At 38.1% G+C, this 19,416-nt stretch carries 19 protein-coding genes; 14 read left to right on the forward strand and 5 right to left on the reverse strand.

What is annotated here, in order from left to right; translation table 11 throughout:
* Nucleotides 1-62 precede the first annotated feature (62 nt).
* Entirely contained in the window at nt 63-1,727 is a 1,665-nt protein-coding gene (locus ACQ2HF_RS07315; RefSeq protein ID WP_432412872.1) for a T9SS type A sorting domain-containing protein, read from the forward strand.
* 68 nt (nt 1,728-1,795) lie between these two features.
* Complete coding sequence (gene rlmN, locus ACQ2HF_RS07320; RefSeq protein WP_432412873.1) at nt 1,796-2,836, forward strand: 23S rRNA (adenine(2503)-C(2))-methyltransferase RlmN; 1,041 nt, start codon at nt 1,796-1,798, stop codon at nt 2,834-2,836.
* 72 nt (nt 2,837-2,908) lie between these two features.
* Here the strand turns inward: rlmN and ACQ2HF_RS07325 are convergent, their stop codons facing one another.
* Nucleotides 2,909-3,706: a T9SS type A sorting domain-containing protein gene (locus tag ACQ2HF_RS07325; RefSeq protein ID WP_432412874.1), complete on the reverse strand. Its 798-nt coding sequence runs from the start codon at nt 3,704-3,706 to the stop codon at nt 2,909-2,911.
* 117 nt (nt 3,707-3,823) lie between these two features.
* Here ACQ2HF_RS07325 and ACQ2HF_RS07330 point away from each other — a divergent pair, with 117 nt between their 5' ends.
* The 7 genes from ACQ2HF_RS07330 (at nt 3,824) to dnaG (ending at nt 12,819) form a co-directional block, all read left to right on the forward strand.
* Nucleotides 3,824-3,970 carry a hypothetical protein gene (locus ACQ2HF_RS07330; protein WP_432412875.1) on the forward strand — a complete coding sequence of 49 codons (147 nt, stop codon included), beginning with the start codon at nt 3,824-3,826 and terminating at the stop codon, nt 3,968-3,970.
* A complete protein-coding gene (locus ACQ2HF_RS07335; protein ID WP_432412876.1) occupies nt 3,957-6,500 on the forward strand; it encodes an alkaline phosphatase family protein in 2,544 nt (847 codons plus the stop codon). Before ACQ2HF_RS07330 ends, ACQ2HF_RS07335 begins: the two co-directional genes overlap by 14 nt.
* Before the next feature lie 93 nt (nt 6,501-6,593).
* On the forward strand, nt 6,594-7,571 hold the full coding sequence (locus ACQ2HF_RS07340; RefSeq protein ID WP_432412877.1) for a polyprenyl synthetase family protein: 978 nt from the start codon (nt 6,594-6,596) through the stop codon (nt 7,569-7,571).
* 328 nt (nt 7,572-7,899) lie between these two features.
* On the forward strand, nt 7,900-8,466 hold the full coding sequence (locus tag ACQ2HF_RS07345) for an RNA polymerase sigma factor (protein ID WP_432412878.1): 567 nt from the start codon (nt 7,900-7,902) through the stop codon (nt 8,464-8,466).
* The gene (locus ACQ2HF_RS07350) at nt 8,453-9,250 is read left to right on the forward strand and encodes a hypothetical protein (protein WP_432412879.1); all 798 of its coding nucleotides are present in this window, start codon (nt 8,453-8,455) and stop codon (nt 9,248-9,250) included. The genes ACQ2HF_RS07345 and ACQ2HF_RS07350 overlap by 14 nt, the downstream gene beginning before the upstream one ends.
* A gap of 166 nt (nt 9,251-9,416) precedes the next feature.
* Nucleotides 9,417-10,478, forward strand: coding sequence for a hypothetical protein (locus ACQ2HF_RS07355; RefSeq protein WP_432412880.1), 1,062 nt, complete (start codon nt 9,417-9,419; stop codon nt 10,476-10,478).
* Nucleotides 10,479-10,854: 376 nt separating this feature from the next.
* Nucleotides 10,855-12,819, forward strand: a complete 1,965-nt coding sequence (gene dnaG, locus ACQ2HF_RS07360; protein ID WP_432412881.1) for a DNA primase — start codon at nt 10,855-10,857, stop codon at nt 12,817-12,819.
* Between the two features lies 1 nt (nt 12,820).
* Here the strand turns inward: dnaG and ACQ2HF_RS07365 are convergent, their stop codons facing one another.
* Together ACQ2HF_RS07365 and nadE are read right to left on the reverse strand one after the other, a co-directional pair.
* Nucleotides 12,821-13,453 (reverse strand): response regulator, encoded by a 633-nt coding sequence (locus tag ACQ2HF_RS07365; RefSeq protein ID WP_432412882.1) that lies wholly within the window; start codon nt 13,451-13,453, stop codon nt 12,821-12,823.
* Between the two features lie 157 nt (nt 13,454-13,610).
* The gene (gene nadE / locus ACQ2HF_RS07370; RefSeq protein WP_432412883.1) at nt 13,611-14,402 is read right to left on the reverse strand and encodes an NAD(+) synthase; all 792 of its coding nucleotides are present in this window, start codon (nt 14,400-14,402) and stop codon (nt 13,611-13,613) included.
* 71 nt (nt 14,403-14,473) lie between these two features.
* Here nadE and gldB point away from each other — a divergent pair, with 71 nt between their 5' ends.
* Genes gldB through ACQ2HF_RS07385 form a run of 3 tightly spaced genes read left to right on the forward strand, consistent with a single transcriptional unit; the run spans nt 14,474 to nt 16,163 of the window.
* Nucleotides 14,474-15,469, forward strand: a complete 996-nt coding sequence (gene gldB / locus ACQ2HF_RS07375; RefSeq protein WP_432412884.1) for a gliding motility lipoprotein GldB — start codon at nt 14,474-14,476, stop codon at nt 15,467-15,469.
* Nucleotides 15,469-15,801: a gliding motility protein GldC gene (gene gldC / locus ACQ2HF_RS07380; protein ID WP_432412885.1), complete on the forward strand. Its 333-nt coding sequence runs from the start codon at nt 15,469-15,471 to the stop codon at nt 15,799-15,801. The genes gldB and gldC overlap by 1 nt, the downstream gene beginning before the upstream one ends.
* Nucleotides 15,801-16,163, forward strand: a complete 363-nt coding sequence (locus tag ACQ2HF_RS07385) for a GTPase (protein ID WP_432412886.1) — start codon at nt 15,801-15,803, stop codon at nt 16,161-16,163. The genes gldC and ACQ2HF_RS07385 overlap by 1 nt, the downstream gene beginning before the upstream one ends.
* A 2-nt stretch (nt 16,164-16,165) precedes the next feature.
* Here ACQ2HF_RS07385 and yihA read toward each other — a convergent pair whose 3' ends face one another.
* On the reverse strand, nt 16,166-16,783 hold the full coding sequence (yihA, locus tag ACQ2HF_RS07390) for a ribosome biogenesis GTP-binding protein YihA/YsxC (protein WP_432412887.1): 618 nt from the start codon (nt 16,781-16,783) through the stop codon (nt 16,166-16,168).
* A gap of 156 nt (nt 16,784-16,939) precedes the next feature.
* On the reverse strand, nt 16,940-17,704 hold the full coding sequence (locus ACQ2HF_RS07395; protein ID WP_432412888.1) for an alpha/beta fold hydrolase: 765 nt from the start codon (nt 17,702-17,704) through the stop codon (nt 16,940-16,942).
* Nucleotides 17,705-17,969: 265 nt separating this feature from the next.
* Here ACQ2HF_RS07395 and mraZ point away from each other — a divergent pair, with 265 nt between their 5' ends.
* Entirely contained in the window at nt 17,970-18,440 is a 471-nt protein-coding gene (mraZ, locus tag ACQ2HF_RS07400; RefSeq protein ID WP_432413066.1) for a division/cell wall cluster transcriptional repressor MraZ, read from the forward strand.
* Complete coding sequence (gene rsmH / locus ACQ2HF_RS07405; RefSeq protein ID WP_432413067.1) at nt 18,427-19,323, forward strand: 16S rRNA (cytosine(1402)-N(4))-methyltransferase RsmH; 897 nt, start codon at nt 18,427-18,429, stop codon at nt 19,321-19,323. Before mraZ ends, rsmH begins: the two co-directional genes overlap by 14 nt.
* Nucleotides 19,324-19,416: the final 93 nt, after the last annotated feature.

The following is a 19,416-nucleotide window of genomic DNA, read 5'->3' on the forward strand; positions in this document are numbered from 1 at the left end:
AAAATCTATTATTTTTTCTAGTATATTAGTTACGTTTTATCGCTAAGAACTTGTATTTCAATATGAAAAAACACCTACTTCTAGTGTTCTTACTGTTGTCTTCAATGCCATATTTCGCTCAGGAATCTGGTGAAAGTGTTCCTGTGAGTTGGTCGAACAATATCCAATCTAATATAACCCCTGTAATTTTACCTGCGTTAGATTTAACCGCATTGCATGCAGAAGATGCTATAAACGATTTGGATAAATCGCAACCTTGGCGATACGGCGTTAGAAGAGCATTACTAGTAGACGTAAAACGAGATGGAAAACGCACTGTCTTGGATAATGGCGATAAAATATGGCAACTTGCTATCTTGTCTCAGGATGCTATAAATATGAGTGTCAATTTCAGTAATTTTTATCTTCCTGCCGAAACCCGATTACAATTGTATAGTGGTGATAAAAGCGATTTGTCTAAGGCATATACACCGTCCGACAATCGTGACCACAATACGTTAGGCTCCTGGTTTATAAATGGTGAAGAAATATGGATAGAATATTTTGAGCCTGCACATATAAATGAACAGTGTAAAATTCAGATTGAAAGTATAATTCACGGTTATAGAATGGGAGCTATAAATCAATTTGTAGCCGAAACTACAAGAGAACTTAATGATTCCGGTGATTGTAATTATGATGTTAATTGTCCCGTAGGAGCAGATTTTGATGATGTTAAGGATGTAGTAAAAAAGGCTGTTGCGCTATTAAATCTTGGGAATGGATATTTATGCTCCTCGGTGTTATTGAATAATGCCGAAAATGATAAGACGCCATATCTGTTAACTGCAAATCACTGCCTGGAAGGGAGTAATCCTGCGCTATGGTCGGTGCGATTTAACTGGATGAGTCCTAGTCCTATTTGTGGTAGTGAAGAAGATACTGCCCAGATTTCTAATAATTTTACACTGAGTGGTGTTGCCGTTCGTGCCAATAATTCGCAAACCGACTTTGCTTTGGTTGAACTTTTAAACCCTATTCCAGCTAGTTGGGATATTGTTTTTGCAGGTTGGGATGCAAACGATGAAAACCCAGATTTTGAGGTTGGAATACACCACCCCAATGGCGACATTATGAAGATTTGTAGAGACAACTCTGGTGCCGTTAAAGAAAATGCAAATGGAGTAGATGTCTGGTTAATTGGAGGTGTTTCAGCCGGAACGGGTAATGGCTGGGAAATAGGAACCACCGAAAGTGGGTCTTCTGGAAGTCCGCTGTTCGACGAACATGGAAAGGTAATTGGCCAATTGTATGCCGGGCAAGCATTTTGTAACGGTATCGAAAATAATAACGATTACGATGTGTATGGTCGCTTCGGAATAGCATGGGGAGCTGGAGCTACTCCTGAAAGAAGGCTTATGGATTGGTTAGATCCACAAGAAAGTGGTGTCATGAGTATTGAAACGTTAAGTAATTTACTGAATGTTGTAGACAATGAACTTGTAGGTGATTTACAAATTTATCCAAATCCTGCAAGTGAGTTTGTTACCGTAATGAACAATAAGTATCCTAACTTACATTACGAAATATATGACGTTGTAGGTAAAATGGTGGCTAAAGGGCAACTACAAAATACCAACAACACTATTCACGTTGTCCAATATAAAGAAGGGGTTTACTTCCTCCATCTTACCGATTCAGATACTGGAGATGCCATCACCAAAAAAATTATAGTTAGGCATTTTTAGCAAAGACGCTTCAGGCTTTTCTACGTATTCATTTCTTTTCTTATCATTTGTAGTACTTTTGCAGAACAATGAGCAAAGACAAAAAAGACATCCGTTCCCTTACTAAAGAACAACTAAGAGACTTTTTCAAATCTATTGGGCAAGAACCCTTTCGTGGAAATCAAGTGTACGAATGGCTGTGGAGTAAAGGCAGCCATACCTTTGAGGATATGACTAATATCTCCAAAAACACACGGGAACTTCTGGAGGAGAATTTTGTTATAAACCATATTGAAGTAGATAGCCTCCAAAAAAGTAATGACGGTACCATCAAAAATGCAGTTAAATTACATGACGGGCTTATTGTAGAGTCGGTTTTAATTCCTACTAACAAACGTACCACAGCTTGCGTTTCTTCACAAGTGGGGTGTAGCTTGGATTGTAAGTTCTGTGCTACGGCAAAGTTAAAAAGAATGCGTAACCTAAATCCAGACGAAATTTACGATCAAGTGGTAGCTATAGATAGGGAAAGCAGGTTATACCACGGGCATCCGTTATCCAACATCGTTTTTATGGGGATGGGCGAGCCTTTGATGAATTATAAGAATGTATTGGCTTCCATAGAAAAGATTACTTCAGAAGAAGGCTTAGGAATGTCGCCAAAACGTATTACACTATCCACCTCTGGTGTTCCAAAAATGATAAAAAAACTTGCCGATGATGACGTGAAATTTCATCTGGCTGTTTCTCTGCATAGTGCTATTCAGGAAAAAAGAGAACAAATCATGCCTTTTGCCAAAAATTTCACTTTAGTAGATTTAAAAGAATCGCTGGAATATTGGTACGAAAAGACAAACCGAAGAATTACCTACGAATACATTGTCTGGAAAGGCCTGAACGATACAAAAGAAGATATTGAAGCATTGGTGCGATTTTGTTCCTACGTGCCGTGTAAAGTGAATATCATAGAATACAACCCAATAGACGATGGCGAGTTTCAACAGGCTGCAGGTGAAGCTGTAGATGCGTATTTGGAAGCTTTAGAAAGAAACCGAGTTCCCGCTACCGTAAGACGTAGCCGGGGAAAAGATATAGATGCTGCCTGTGGGCAACTAGCAAATAAGCAATAGCATATACTACAAAATAGTATAACAAAAAAGAGCGACCCTAGGGTCGCTCTTTGATTTTATAAAATAGCTAAATTATTTTTTAGCAAATTTAATAGTCTTAACAGCTCCGTCGATAGAAACTTTAGCTACATAAATTCCAGTGCTTAGTGCAGAAACATTTACTGTTTCGTTAGTTCCACTTAATTTTTGGTTAACTACTTGTTGTCCAAGAATACTGAAAACTGTTACGTTATTCATTGCATTAGCAGCAGATAAGTTTAATTGCTCGTTACTTACGAAGAAATCAAAATTAGCAAATGCTTGCTCGTTAACACCTAATGGAGAACCTTCGTCACCAGCAGCGATTGCAGTATCTGGAGTAGATTCAAAAGCATATCCTAGAACTGTAAAGTTTGAGCTATCAGCGATATCTACTCGTACCCAACCGTAGTGCGTATTTCCAGCAGCATCGAATTGAACACCGATTAAACCAACACCTGTTCCACAGAACTGGCTACCTGTATATCCTGGTCCTGCACAAAAAGATCCGAAAGATCCGAAAGCACCAGAGCCATCAATAGCTGTTCCGTCTGCAAGGTTAGAAGCATAAAGGTATCCTGCGTTTGAAGCAGCAATAACTCCGTTTCCAGCAGCAGGTAAAGCTTGAACTAATTCGTAGTTTCCGTTGTTTGATTGTAAAACTTGGATATCGTCAGTTCCATCTGCGTTAAAGTCAATAGCGAAGCTATCACCCATTCCACCTACGAAATCTGGATCAACATCCGTATATACTACTTGACCAGTGGCATCAGCAACACCTGCGATAGCCAAAGAAAGAGCTCCATACTTTGCTAGTTTTTTTCCAAAATTGTTTTTAGTAATTTTTGACATAATTTTTAGGTTTTAAAAGTTAACTTTTGTTTTTTTACGAAAAATTAATATGACGTAACTTTTCGTTCGAGCGATAAAGATATGTATTTTGTTCGGAAAACTACAAACAAAAATAAAATGATTAAGAAAAAATCAAAAATAGACTTTTCTAATATGCCTATATCAAGTTCATTAGGGCATTTGGCATATGGAGATTTGGCATTTACAGCTTGGAGGAAGATTAAATTTGAAAAAAATTCAAAAAATGAAGATGAAAAAAAATAAGCTTTTATTAATTGGCTGGGATGCAGCAGATTGGAAGATAATAGGCCCCTTACTGGCTAAAGGACAAATGCCTTCATTGCAAAAAATGATACAAAATGGCGTTTATGGAAATATGAGTACCATGAACCCTCCCTATAGCCCGATGTTATGGAGTTCTGTGGCCACTGGAAAAACACCAGATAAGCACGGAGTGCTAGGATTTATTGAGGTTGTTCCTGGAGAACAAAAAATAAGACCTGTTACAACACATTCAAGAAAGGCAAAAGCAATTTGGAATATATTACACCATAAAGGATATAAAAGTAACTTAGTAGGTTGGTGGCCAAGTTTTCCTGCCGAACCTATTGACGGGGTTGTTGTGACTAATAAATTTCAACGTGTTAGTTCAGATCCTAAAAAACAAAAGCCTATAGAGCCAGGAACAATACATCCTGAAAGTATGGTAGACGAGCTAAAAGATCTGCGTATGTTTCCCTGGGAAATTACAAAAGAGCATTTTTTACCTTTTATGCCGGATGCTGCTAAAATTGATCAGGAAAGCACAAATAATGGTCTGGTACCTTTCTCAAATATTTTAACCCAGAATGTTTCGCTACATAATGCGTCTACATATTTGCTGCGAAATACAGAATGGGACTTCATGGGTATCTATTTTGATATGATTGATCATTTTTGCCATGGTTTTATGAAATACCATCCTCCCAAAATGGCAGGGGTTACCCAGGAAAAATATGATATTTATAATGATGTAGTAAACAGTTCCTATCGTTTTCAGGATATGATGTTAGGAAGAGTGCTTGAACTAATCGATGATGACACAACTGTTATGGTGATGTCAGACCACGGATTTGAATCCGGCTCTCGACGTATACTCCAAATGCCAAAGGTAGCGGCAGCACCAGCGTTAGACCATAGACAGTTTGGAATATTTGTAGCCATGGGGCCGAATATTAAAAAGAATGAAAAAATATTTGGTCTTGGTTTAATTGATGTGGCGCCAACAATATTGCACCATTTCGACCTTCCTATTGGTAGGGATATGGATGGAAAAGCCATTCTTGATATTTTTAAAAATCCTGGAACACCCAAGTTTATTGATAGCTGGGAAACTGTAAAAGGAGATTTTGCAGAATTACCTAAAGAAATTTTGAATGAAGCATTGTCCGATGATGAGACCATGGAACAACTTATCGAATTAGGCTATATAGAAAGACCTGATGAGGATTTGGCAACCTCCATTCGGAAAACTAAAAGTGAATTAAAGCACAACGAAGCAAGAGTGTATCTTGGCAAGAAAGATTACCATACAGCCAAAGGGATTTTAATTGAATTGCTTTCTGAAGAGGACCCTATAGATATTACGCCATTTTATATAGATTTGATGACGGTAAGTATTGGTTTGGAAGATTATGACGAGGCCGAAAAGTACCTAAACGAATATAAAAAATCTAAAAGTGAAGTAAATTATAATATTTATTTCGTCGAAGCAGATATACTCAAAGGAAAACAACAGTATAAAAAAGCTTTAAAAGTTTTAGAAAAAGCACTCGAAAGACGACCTAATGCAGAAATTTATTACAGAATAGGAAACTTGCAATTGTTGTTGCAAAACAATAAGGAAGCAGAAGCATCTTTTGAAAAAGCAATTGACATCGAGCCAGACAAAGCAAAATTCCATAAAGGAATTGCAGAGGCTCTGTTTGAGTTGAAGGATTATGAGGGGGCGGCAGAACACGCATTTACAAGTATTGAACTAGTAAAATATTATCCAGGAGCTCATTATGTTTTAGGAAGAGCTTTAGAAAAACTTGGAGATTTGGAGAATGCAAAAGTTGCTTTTGAAAATGCAAAGCGCTTACAGCCCAAAACCTTTCATAGAGCAGAAAAAGCTATTGAAAATATCGAGGAAAAATTAACTGGAAAACTAAACCTTTCCGATAAGAGTTCAAAAGCGTACAGAAAAAACCAAATTACGGTTGTTTCTGGACTGCCCAGATCCGGAACATCAGTTATGATGCAAATGATGGAAAAAGGCGGTATGGATTTGTTAGTGGACGGTAAAAGAGAAGCAGATCTATCAAATCCAAAGGGGTATTACGAATATGAACCTGTAATGAGTATCCATAAAAATAATGATTGGTTGGGTAATTCTCAGGAGAAGGCAGTTAAAATAGTTGCACCTTTACTAGGATACTTAGATCCTCAATATAGATACAAAATAATCTTTATGAAGAGAGATCTGGACGAGGTGGTTAAAAGCCAGCGTGTAATGACGGGTAAAGATCCAGATACCATTCCAGTTAAACTTTACAATGCATATAGAAAACAATTAGAAAGTATTGAAACCTGGAAAAGTAACGAACCAGGTGTTGAACTTATCTATGTAGACTATAAAGATGTTCTGGATGATCCTAGAAAAATGGCAAAAAAAGTTCAGGAATTTATCGGTAAAGATTTAGATATTGACGCAATGGAAAGCTGTGTAGATACATCATTATATCGAAATAGGGCTAAATCTGCTACGAACTAAGATGAACATAATAAAAAATGGAAGCTAAAGAATTAGCTTCCATTTTTTATTTACAGCAAAACCTTACCCATTTTCGTTATTTTTACAGCTTGTATGAAAATAGTAGCGCAAATAAAACAACCCATAGATTATGAAATGGAGCATTTCGAAAAGAAATTCTCTAAGGCTATGTCTTCTAAAGTAGCGCTTCTTAATAGAATTACCCATTACGTAGTAAACCGAAAGGGCAAACAAATGCGCCCTATGTTTATTTTCCTTATCGCCAAGATGTGTAACAAAGGCGAGATGAATGAGCGTACCTACCGTGGCGCTTCCGTAATTGAGTTGATACACACCGCCACGCTTGTGCATGACGATGTGGTAGACGATAGCAACCGCCGTCGTGGCTTTTTCTCCCTAAATGCGCTCTGGAAAAATAAAATAGCCGTCCTGGTGGGTGACTTTTTATTGTCAAAAGGTTTGCTAATGTGCATTGATAATGACGATTTCGATTTACTGAAAATTATTTCGGTTGCTGTACGCGAAATGAGTGAAGGGGAATTACTGCAAATTGAAAAAGCAAGAAAACTAGATATTACCGAAGAAATCTATTTCGAAATCATTCGTCAAAAAACGGCTACCCTTATTGCCGCTTGCTGTGCGATGGGTGCCAAATCTGTTCACGCACCAGCTGCCGAAGTAGAAAACCTTCGAAAATTTGGTGAGCTTATTGGATTAGCGTTTCAGATAAAAGACGACTTGTTCGATTATGGCGAAGAGCAGATTGGCAAACCCACTGGTATAGATATTAAGGAACAAAAAATGACGCTACCTTTAATATATACCTTGAATAATGCTTCAGCAAAAGAGAAGAAGTGGCTCATCAATTCAGTAAAAAATCACAATAGGGACAAAAAACGGGTGAAGGAAGTAATCACCTTTGTAAAGGATAATGGCGGTTTGGAATACGCTATCTCAAAAATGAAAGACTACCGGCTCCAAGCTCTTCAACTCCTAGAAACTTATCCTAAATCTCCCTACAAAGATTCGCTGGAGTTAATGGTAAATTATGTTATTGATAGGAAGAAGTAGTCGGTAGTTGGTAGCGGGTAGGACGCTACGCTGGTAGTTTGTAGTCAATAATTTATTAATTTTTTAGGGTTGGCCCCTTTAGGGATTTAGGTGTGCGGTGGCAAATTTCACTAATTACTAATCCCCACTACCTATTGCCTACCTTTAATTTTGAACCTTAAATTTAAAATTTTGAATCCCTGAGGCAACCCTTTTCAAAAAATACCCGTCTATAAAAATAGAAGCAATCAGCGAAGCATTTTATGAAACGTCCATTAGAAAAATATAAGAAAACGGAAGGCATATATTCTGGCGTTCCATCTTCATATTTCTCAAATGTAATAGATAGATGAAACTCATTTCTTTACATAAAAACTACGACAGGCACATCGCCAAAGCCAAAAAGGGAAACCGTAAGGCACAGCACGAGCTTTATCAACTGTTTGCGCCCAAGATGATGAGTGTATGCAGACAATATGTAAAGAATACAAATTTGGCGGAAGAAGTCATGCTTACAGGGTTTTTAAAAGTGTTTACCCACTTAGGTTCTTACGAAGGTGCGGGAAGTTTTGAAGGCTGGATTCGCCGTATTATGGTGAACGAGTCCATAAGCGAACTTCGGAAACAGAAGAAGTTGTTTTTTCAGGACGAATCTGTAATCGAGAATTCCTTGAGCCACGCGACAGACTTTCCTTCGGAATTGGAAGTGGAGGACATTCAAAAGCTCATAGATACATTACCGGAAGGCTATAAAACAGTTTTTGTATTGTATGCGGTGGAAGGGTATAAACACAGTGAAATTGCCGAATTATTACAAATTTCTGAAGGCACTTCAAAATCGCAATTGTCTAAAGCGCGAAAGATGCTTCAAAATTTAGTACAACAACAAAATAAAACGAGTTATGGAACCCAATAAATTTGAAGAAAACATCCGTACCAAGCTCGAAGAGCGAGAACTACAGCCTTCTACTGAGGCCTGGAGCAAATTAGAAGCGCAACTTGGTGCGCCAAAATCAAGCAACAAGACGCTTTGGTATGCTATTGCTGCAAGTTTGGTGGCTGTCTTGGTAGTAGGCTCCTTTTTGCTGAAAGAAAACAAAACCGTTTCCAATGAAATCGTAGAGCAAACCATTCCTTCTGAAAGTATAAATAAAACCGAAGTGGCAACTTCCGAAGAAGAGAAAACAAGTGAAATTACTGGTGCTGAAGATGCAGTTAAAACTGAAGCAAAAATAAATACAGAAACACTTTCTAAAAATACAGAGCAATGGGTTGCAACAGCTTCAGGAAAAAATGAAGAGAATATAGAGGAGAGAGAAGAGAAAGAAATTATAACTACGAATGCTGAAACTAAAATCGCACACCTAGAGAAAACCTATCCCAAAACTGAAGCTATTAAAAAATTGGAAAGCAACGATTTTATAAAATTAAAAGTAGATGAAGTGGTGGCCCAGGTAGAAAGTTTACAAAAAACAAATAGTAGCATCACCGCAGAAGCTATTGAAGCATTACTGCAGAAAGCACAACGGGATATTGCAAACCAACGATTGCTCCAGCAAGCCACAGTCACCATTGATCCGGCCAGTCTGTTAAACGATGTGGAAAACGAGCTGGAACGAGGCTTTAGAGACAAAGTCTTTGACGCCTTGGGTGAAGGTTTCAATAAAGTACGCACGGCGGTGTTAGAACGCAACAACTAGAATCTTCGCGGAGGCGAAGATCTTTCACCCAATAATTAAACTTAATTTATAAAAGCCCTTTTTTGCTCCTTCCCCTTTTGGAGGGGAAGGTGTCCCGCCTTGGCGGAGCGGAAGGGGTAGTCATCAATCCGTTCCCTAATCAGGAACACTAAAAACACGAACAGTTATGAAAATAATTAACTTAAGTATTGCGCTGGTATTATGGATACTAGCAACTTGTTTGAGCATTGCTCAAGAAGAAGTAACTGCTTTGGAAACCCTCCAAAAAGCAAAAACAGAAATAGTTAACCAAGAAAAAGATGCCTTAAAAAAAGAGGTGGAGACCATCAACAAACAAGTTGAAAACGGAACTATCACCCAAGCCGAAGCAGACAATCTAAAACAAGAAGCTGCAGAAAAAAGAGCGTTGAATATTGAGAATAGGGTAGCGATTATCGAAAATAAAATTGCTTTACTTGAAAGAAATGGAACAGTAAATGGTGAGGGGAAGAATGTTTTTTCACTCGGGATTGGAGAAGATGATGCTACCGGTAAAAACTGGTTTGGGGTACAATTTAAGCATAGAGATAGTGTAACAATAAAATACGACCGTAGGACATCGTCTCAATTCGTGTTTTCATTTGGACTTAACAATGCAATTATCGAGGGACAAAGTTTGGACGATTCTCCCTATAAAATTGCAGGTAGCCGTTATGCAGAATTAGGATTGGTCTGGAGTACACGTGTATTTAAAGAAAGCAATTGGTTGCGTTTTAGATATGGGTTGTCATTGCAGTTTAATGGTTTGAAGCCTACGGACAACCGTTATTTTGTGGATACAGGAGCACAAACTGAATTGCAGGATTTTGGGTTAGACCTCGATAAATCTAAATTTAGAATGGACAACTTGGTAGTGCCAATTCATTTTGAAATTGGACCTTCAAAGAGAATTGACAAGGAAGATTACTTTAGATATAATACTTCAAATAGCGTTAAAGTTGGTTTTGGTGGGTATGCAGGAATTAACTTAGGTACACGCCAAAAGTTAAAGTTTGAAGACGATGGCGAAGAGGTAAAACAAAAATTGAAAGCTGGATATAACACTAATTCTCTTATCTACGGTCTTTCAGGTTACATTGGCTATGGAGATATTTCACTCTATGCTAAATACGACTTAAATACTATTTTTAAAGATAATCCTACCGAGCAGCGTAATGTTTCGCTTGGTATTCGATGGGATTGGGATTAGCCACTCATTCATCATTCAATTTCAAAAAGGTTTCCGCTCTCGGAAACCTTTTTTTGTTTCCTGGTTTTCTGACAAGTACAATTTCTCCGTGAACCTTTTCGCGCCTCCGCGAATCTCTATGGTATAGCTTTTACGCAGACCCGCCTGTCGTGCCTTCGGCGGGCAAGCTTTCACAGAGTAAAAGGAGATTCATGGAGACATTGGTTTTATTTTTCACTATTGTTTATAATAATGTACCCAAGTAAAACTTAAAACGATAGGATTTTCACATCTTTACAATTCGTAATTCGTAATTCGTAATTCGTAATTCGTAATTCGTAATTCGTAATTCGTAATTCGTAATTCGTAATTCGTAATTCGTAATTCGTAATTGTAAATGATTTCTCGAACCACCATAGACAATGTATTTGAAACCGCCCGCGTAGAGGAGGTGATCGGGGATTATGTGCAATTAAAGAAATCCGGGAGTAATTTTAAGGGATTAAGTCCTTTTAGTGATGAACGTACCCCAAGTTTTATGGTGAGTCCGGTGAAACAGATCTGGAAAGATTTTAGTAGCGGAAAAGGAGGGAATGTAGTTTCCTTTTTAATGGAACACGAACATTTTACCTACCCCGAAGCTATTAAATACCTCGCCAAAAAGTACGGCCTTGAAATAGAAGAAACCGAACAGTCCGACGAGCAAAAAGAACAAGCCAACGAGCGGGAAAGTCTGTATTTGGTCAGTGAATTTGCAAAAGAATATTTCCATAAAACGCTTTTAGAAACTGAAGAAGGCAAGGCAATTGGGAAATCTTACTTTAAAGAACGTGGCTTTACAGAGGAAACTATAAAAAAGTTCAGTTTAGGATATTCTCCAGACCAATGGAGTGCCTTTACAGAGGAGGCTTTAAAGAACGGATACCAGCTTAGTTTTCTCGAAAAAACCGGAGTAACCATCGTTAAGGGCGAGAAACAATTTGACCGTTTTAAAGGCAGAGTGATGTTCCCTATCGAGAGTATGAGCGGTCGTACACTAGGATTTGGTGGAAGAATTCTTACAACCGATAAAAAAGCCGCCAAATATTTAAACTCTCCAGAGAGTGATATTTACCATAAAAGCAAAGTGCTTTACGGAATTTACCACGCAAAACAAGCTATTGCCAAAGAGGATAATTGTTATTTGGTAGAAGGCTACACCGATGTGATTCAGTTTCATCAAACAGGGATTGAGAATGTGGTTTCTTCTTCAGGAACGGCCTTAACACCAGAACAGATACGGCTCATTAATAGATTGAGTAAAAACATTACCGTTCTTTTTGACGGTGATGCGGCAGGATTAAGAGCCTCCTTACGGGGTATAGATTTAATTCTGGAACAAGGGATGAACGTAAAAATATGTACGTTCCCCGAAGGTGAAGACCCAGATAGTTTTGCGCGAGAACATTCCTTGGAGGATCTCACGCTGTATTTGGAAGAGCAATCCCAAGATTTTATTGCTTTTAAAGCTTCACTGCTGGCAAAAGATGCTAAAAATGATCCTATTAAGAAAGCCGATACCATTCGTGATATGGTGGTGAGTATTTCCAAGATTCCAGATGTGATCAAGCAGGAGGTGTATATTAAGGAGTGTTCGCGCATTATGGATATTTCGGAAGAAGTTCTTTTTAACACCCTGGCGCAATTACTGCAGAAAGAAAGAAGGGACGCTTCCAAAAAACCTGCTCAGCAACAAGAACAGATGCAGGTGGTTCCAGCGGTTCCTGAACAAATTAAAAAGGTTGATGTTCAATATGAACTGGAACGGAAAATAATTGAACTGCTTTTGCTCTACGGAATGGTAGAGGAAGAATTTGAAGATTTAATTTTAGAAACTAATGAAGCCGGAGAAATCACTTTTTCTCCTGAAAAATCTAATGCCAAGGTTTTTGAAAAAATTTACCTGGACCTTCAAGACGATGAGGTAGAATTCACAAATACCGAATTTAAAGAACTTTATTTTGAAATCATTGAACGTTTAAATCAGCAACAGGATTTTAAGATAGAGACGCTCGTAAACCAGTTAGAGCCCGAAAAAGCAGCAGCAATTACAGATATTTTAATGCAGGAAGAAAAATATCAGTTACACGATTGGGAACGTAATGAAATTTACGTAAAGGAAAAGAAATTTACCATTTCTCAAATTGTAACTGAGACCATCCTAAATCTTCGCAGAGAATTGGTTTCAAAAAAAATAGCAGAGCTTTCTGCAGAAATACAAACGCAGACAGAAGCTTCGGAAAAAGAAAATAGCCTACAAGATATTGTAGACTATATTACGTTAAAGAAAATACTTTCAGAAAAATTAAGGCGTGTTTTATAGCCTATCCAAACTGAAACATTCTTGATTGGTGAATCAAATCTGCCAGATTATCTACCTTCAGTTTTTTCAATAATCTTGTTTTGTAGGTACTCACGGTCTTCTCGTTAATATCCAGTGCATTTGCGATGTCTTTGTTGCGTTTTCCGCTAGAAAGTAAGTTTAGCACTTCAATTTCACGAGATGAAAGTTTTTTGTAGCGACTTATCGCGCTACTTTCACCTACATTTCGGTTTGTAAAGGTTGAGGTAAGTTCTTCATTTAAAAAGATTCCGCCCTTAGCAATTTTTTTAAGTGCACCCATAAATGTCTTGGTGCTTGCTGTTTTTGGAACATATCCAGCAGCGCCAGATTTAATGGAACGTAAGGCGTATATTTCTTCAGGATGACAAGAATATATAAGTACGCGTACCTGTGGAAATTCGGTTTTAATACTACGGAGCGCATTAATACCACTAATGTTGGGTATATCTATCTCCATGATTAAAATATCTGGAGTATTGTTTTGTAAACTTTCGTAAAGTTCGTCCCCTGTACTTGCTTTACCAACAATAGTAAAGTTTTCATTTTTTTTGAGCATACACGCAATTCCTTTTCTGGTTATTGGGTGATGGTCTGCGATAATTATTTTCTTCATTATAGAGTCTTAAATAAAGACACTCCTAACAAGGGGAATTTTAATTTGTGAGGTAGTGTGAGGTTTTTGTAATACAAATACTACAAAACAAATCTATATATAAAAAAGTAAGCACATTATAAATTTCGTTCAACTCCCTGAAAACTCGTTGAAATTACTATTTTTTAAGAGTTATGGGAATGTTGCAAACAGGAATTGGCTTCATTTTATGCTGGTTAGCGCGATTTAGGCGTGTGTAGATTTCAAAAACAGTGCGTTTTCGGCCTTCAAAATCGTTTATTTGTTTGCCGTCTTCTATCATTTTCATTGCCCATTCCAATTCGTCATAACTGGCGCCTATTTGATCCTCGTCTGTGCGGCTATCACCAAATAATCCATCGGTTGGAGCTGCGTTTAATATAGAGGTAGGAACCTCCAGGGCGTGTGCAAGTTCATATACTTCGCTTTTTAAAAGATCTGCAATAGGGCTTAAGTCTACGCCACCGTCACCATATTTTGTAAAAAAACCTACGCCAAAATCTTCCACCTTATTGCCAGTTCCTGCCACGAGATATCGATGCAGTCCTGCGAAAAAATACAATGTGGTCATCCGTAATCTGGCGCGTGTATTGGCAAGACTTAAGTCTAAAAAGCTATCGTCTGTGGTAGTAGGTATTTCGGCTTTAAATCCCTCAAAAACCGGAGTGAGATCTACTTTTACATCTGAAACATTTGCAAACCTATTTTTAAGTTGCGCAATATGTTCCTGACCTCTTGTCACTTGATTGGAATCTTGATGAATAGGCATTTCTACACATAATACTCGCAAGCCAGTTTTAGCGCAAAGTGATGAAGTGAGGGCGCTATCGATGCCACCGCTAATCCCTAATACAAATCCATCCATTTTAGCGTTGGTAGCATATTCTTTAAGCCAATTTACAATGTGGTCTATTACTTTTTCGGTTTGCATTTGATAGGGTTTACGCGTTATTAATGGTAATTTTGCAAAACAAATGTAACTCAAAAGTAAAATTTATGGAAATGAGCAACGTTAAACAGTTGCTAATTATCTTCAATATGAAATATATACTGCTAATTGTATCGATAGTAATTTTTGTCTCTTGTAACGAAACAAGTAAGATTGAAAAAGAGATTGAAGCCATTCCGGTGGAGGTAAAGGTCATGCGCCTGGACCAAGAATTTGGAAGCGCAACTCCTGAAACACTCTCCGCCTTAAAAAAGAAATATACAGTTTTTTTTCCGCAGCAATTTCATGACAGTATTTGGATTGGCAATATGCAAGATACCATCCAGCAGCAATTGGTTCAGGAAATTAATAAAGTATTTCCAGACAATGAAAAAATTGAAGCGCAATTGGTGCCTTTGTTTCGGCATTTAAAATATTATTTTCCAGAATTTAAAGAGCCTACTGTTGTTGGAGTTACTAGCGATGTTGATTATCAACATAAAGTTATTGTAGCAGACACCTTATTAGTGTTAGCGTTAGATACCTATTTAGGTTCAGAACACGAGTTCTATGAAAACATCAAGAAGTATATTTCAATAAATTTAAAATCCTCGCAAATAGGGCCAGATGTAGTAAAGGCGTACGCGCAGCAATTAGTTTCGGGACCTAAACAGCGCACATTGTTAGCGCAGATGGTGTATTTTGGAAAACAATTGTACTTAAAAGATGTATTACTTCCAGCTATTTCAGATGCTGAAAAAATGGGCTATACCGACGCAGAAATGCAATGGGCCAATGATAATGAAGAAGATATGTGGCGTTATTTTATTGAAAAGGAACTGCTTTACAATACAGATCCCAAACTGGCTCCCCGTTTTATATTAGACGCGCCGTTTTCAAAATTTTACCTGGAGATAGATAATGAATCTCCTGGAAGGATAGGGCAATACTTAGGATGGCAAATGGTACGTGCGTTTATGGAAAACAACGATGTCACAGTTCCACAATTGCTTATTAAAAGTGCAGACGAAATTTTTAAGAATTCAAAATATAAACCCACAAAGAACTAATGGCAAATCACACTTCAGAAATAAAAATAAAGGTAGCGCTGGATGAAAATAAAGTGCCAGAAAAACTCAATTGGACTGCTCCCGATGGAGGTATCAATAACGAAGAAACTAAAGCTGTGTTGCTTTCCGTTTGGGATCATAAAGCAAAAGAAGCCTTGCGTATTGATTTATGGACAAAGGATATGCCGCTCGATCAAATGCAAGTGTTTTTTCACCAAACATTGGTCGCGATGACGGATACTTTTAAACGCGCCACAGGTGACGAAAAGATGGCAGAAACTATGAAAGACTTCACCGATTATTTTGCTGAAAAGTTAGAGTTGAAGAAGTAGTGAAACTCATCTTCATCTATAACGCGAATAGCGGAACTATCAATTCGCTTTTGGACAGCGCCCACAAAGTGCTAAGTCCGAAAACGTATGATTGTAATCTCTGCGATGTCACGTTTGGTGTGTTTTCTGAAAAAGAGGAATGGAAACGTTTTAGAGAAATGGCTGCAATTGAAATGGTCTTTCTGCACAAAGATGAATTCCTGAAGCAATACCGAAGTAAATGGCTCCCAAAATATAATTTCCCCATCATTCTTTCCGAAGAAAAACATGGTTTAGAAATTTTTATAACCTCCGAAGTGTTGAAAAAACAAGAAACAACTTCAGAATTGATAAAAGAAATTAAATCCAGATTGGATACATAATATTACGTCTTTGGCAATTGCCCACCTAGCTCCTCGTTAACCCTGTCAATATAATCCAGTAAATCATCCCTACCATCATAGTTGCTAGCTGAGGTTACAAAGTAGTGTGGCATTTCTTCCCAATCTTGTAGCATACGTTGTTCGTAGGCTTCAATATTGCGTTGGAGAGCGTTGGGTTTTAGTTTGTCTGCTTTGGTAAAAGCAATGGAAAAAGGAATTTGTTTTTCGCCCAGATAATTCATAAAATCTAAGTCGATAGGTTGCGGCTCGTGACGGCAATCTACTAAGACAAAAGCAAGCACAAGCTGTTCGCGCTTTTCGAAATAGTTGGTAATAAATTTTTGGAACGTCTTCTTTGCTTTTTTTGAAACTCTAGCATACCCATAACCGGGTAAATCTACTAAGTACCAGTTTTTATTTACAATAAAGTGATTTATAAGCTGTGTCTTTCCAGGACGTCCTGAAGTTTTTGCCAGACTCTTACGCTCCATCAACATATTAATAAGTGAAGATTTCCCCACATTACTGCGGCCAATAAAGGCGTATTCGGGCAAGCGATCTTTTGGGCATTTTGCCACCTCGCTATTACTCATCAGAAATTCAGCCGATTTTATTTTCATTTGGAAGTGTCTTTTGAAATGCCTAAAGTTTACTAAAATTAAAAGTGCCTAAAGTTGAAGTTATGCTGAAGGCTGATGGGAGTTGCATTTTATTTCTAATTTTGTTTTTATACTGTTTAATTCAAAAATCTAAAATCGTCAATCTGAAATCTACAATCAAAAACCTCTTTTCTCCAGCCAGGCAAACAACAGTTCGTTAAACTCGTTAGGATGTTCCATCATAGCCGCGTGACCACATTTTTCTATCCAATAGAGGTCGCTATCTGGCAGTTTTTGGTGAAATTCGTCTGCTACTTGTGGTGGTGTTACATTATCGTTTCTACCCCAGATAATACAAGTGGGCGTATTCATTTTGGGAAGGTCTTTCCCCATGTTATGACGTATCGCACTTTTGGCAATCGCCAGGGTACGAATTAGTTTTTGACGGTCGTTTACTGTAGCGTATACTTCGTCCACAATTTCTTTAGTGGCTACTTTTGGATCATGAAAAACATTTTCTGCTTTTTTCTGAATATAATCCCTGTCGCCACGCTTTGGATAGCTTTCGCCCATGGCGCTTTCGTATAAGCCAGAACTGCCTGTAATTACAAGTGCCTTTATGTACTCCGGGTACAGTTTAGTGCATAACAAGCCTATGTGACCCCCTAAGGAATTTCCAAGCAATATGACGTCCTTCAACTGTTTGTGATCTATAAATTGCTTCACATACTTCGCGAAGTTTTTCACATTGGTTTTGAGTACCGGCATTTTATAAATAGGAAGCTCGGGAATAAGGATTTTATAGCCTTTGGGCGGAAAGAAATTTGCTACACCGTCAAAATTACTTAAGCCTCCCATCAACCCGTGTAGAATAATGATTGGGGTGCCTTCGCCAATTTCTAAGTAACTGAATTTTCCTTCTTGTTTTAGTTGGTCGGTCATGCAGGGGTGCAATTGTTAAGAACAAAAATACACTTTTTATTCAACTTAAACTGAACAAATATTTTTTGGTTCAATTCAGGTATACTAGCGCTTTTCGGCAGAAAGGAAACTTTTCTTTCAGCGCTGAAAACCATTCAGTATCAAGCAGAAAAGAGGGATAGCGCTATTGAGGTGGTAAAACTTATCAACAAAGTGGTATTTAGTGGTAGAAAGTGGTAAATACTTTTTATATTTGAAACAGTTAATTAAGATTTGGGAAACCCTGATGGTCAATTTGATAGGAACTTATGAATGTAAAGCTGACGTAAAGGGGCGTGTCATGGTACCGGCTGCTTTAAAAAAGCAGCTGGCATCTGTCGCGTCTTCAGGCTTCATTATAAAGCGTGCTGTTTTTCAGCCATGCCTGGAATTGTATCCCATGGAAGAGTGGAATGCCTTGATGGTAAAAATGAACGCTCTTAATAGATTTAACCGAAAAAATGTAGACTTTATTAGGAGGTTTACGGCAGGGGTGAAACAGGTGGAATTAGATGCGACGGGGCGATTGAACATTCCTAAAGACCTTGCAGATTTTGCGGGTATAACAAAAGAAATAACCATTAGTTCTGCAATTAATATTGTGGAAATTTGGGATAAAGCGAAATACGAACAAGCCATTGACGACGCTGCCAACGACTTTGCAGACTTGGCGGAAGAAGTGATGGGAGATGCAGATGCTAGTGATGGATTATCATAACCCGGTCCTCTTGACCGAAACTGTAGATGGACTTAACATCCGGCCCAATGGGGTTTATGTGGATGTTACTTTTGGCGGCGGTGGTCACTCGCGAGAAATCCTAAGTAGACTTAATAGTTCTGGGACACTTATTGCATTTGACCAGGATATAGATGCGCTTGAGAATGCTATCGACGACCCGAGGTTTTTATTGGTGAATGAAAATTTCAGATTTCTCAAGCGCTTTTTACGTTTTCACGGCTACAAACAAGTGGATGGGATTTTAGGAGATTTTGGTGTTTCCTCACATCAGTTTGATGTTGCGGACCGAGGTTTTTCAACTCGTTTTGAAGCAGATTTAGACATGCGGATGAATCAGAAAAGTTCGTTTTCTGCCTATCAGGTTGTCAATAATTATGACGAAGCTCAATTGCGAAGTGTTCTATTTCAGTATGGCGAACTAAGAGCCGCCGCAGGAATGTCGCGCATAATTGTAGAAGCCAGAAAAAACGGACCTATTAAAACCAGCGATCAATTAAAGAAAGCGCTGGGGAGGTTTCTTCCTAAGCACAGAGAAAATAAGATTTTAGCTCAGATTTATCAGGCGATACGTATTGAAGTGAATCAGGAATTGGATGCGCTAAAAGAATTTTTAGAGCAAACCGTTGAAGTGTTGAAACCTGGCGGAAGATTAAGTCTCATAAGTTATCATAGCTTAGAAGATCGATTGGTGAAACGCTACATGAAAAACGGTTTGTTTGAAGGCGAGCCTGTAAAAGATGTTTTTGGAAGGGTAGAAGTGCCATTAAAACCAATAGGCAAATTCATTATTCCAACAGACGAAGAAATAAAACAAAATAACAGAGCAAGAAGTGCCAAGTTGAGGATTGCGGAGAAACTGTAGTCCCCACCCAGCCTCCCCGAAGGGGAGGAGTAAAGTATTGTTTGAATCAAACAAAGCTTTAGATCTGATGCTCTGGGGCCAAAATGAAAATAA

Source organism: Rasiella sp. SM2506, from assembly GCF_050859505.1.
Taxonomy (GTDB): Bacteria; Bacteroidota; Bacteroidia; order Flavobacteriales; family Flavobacteriaceae; genus Marinirhabdus.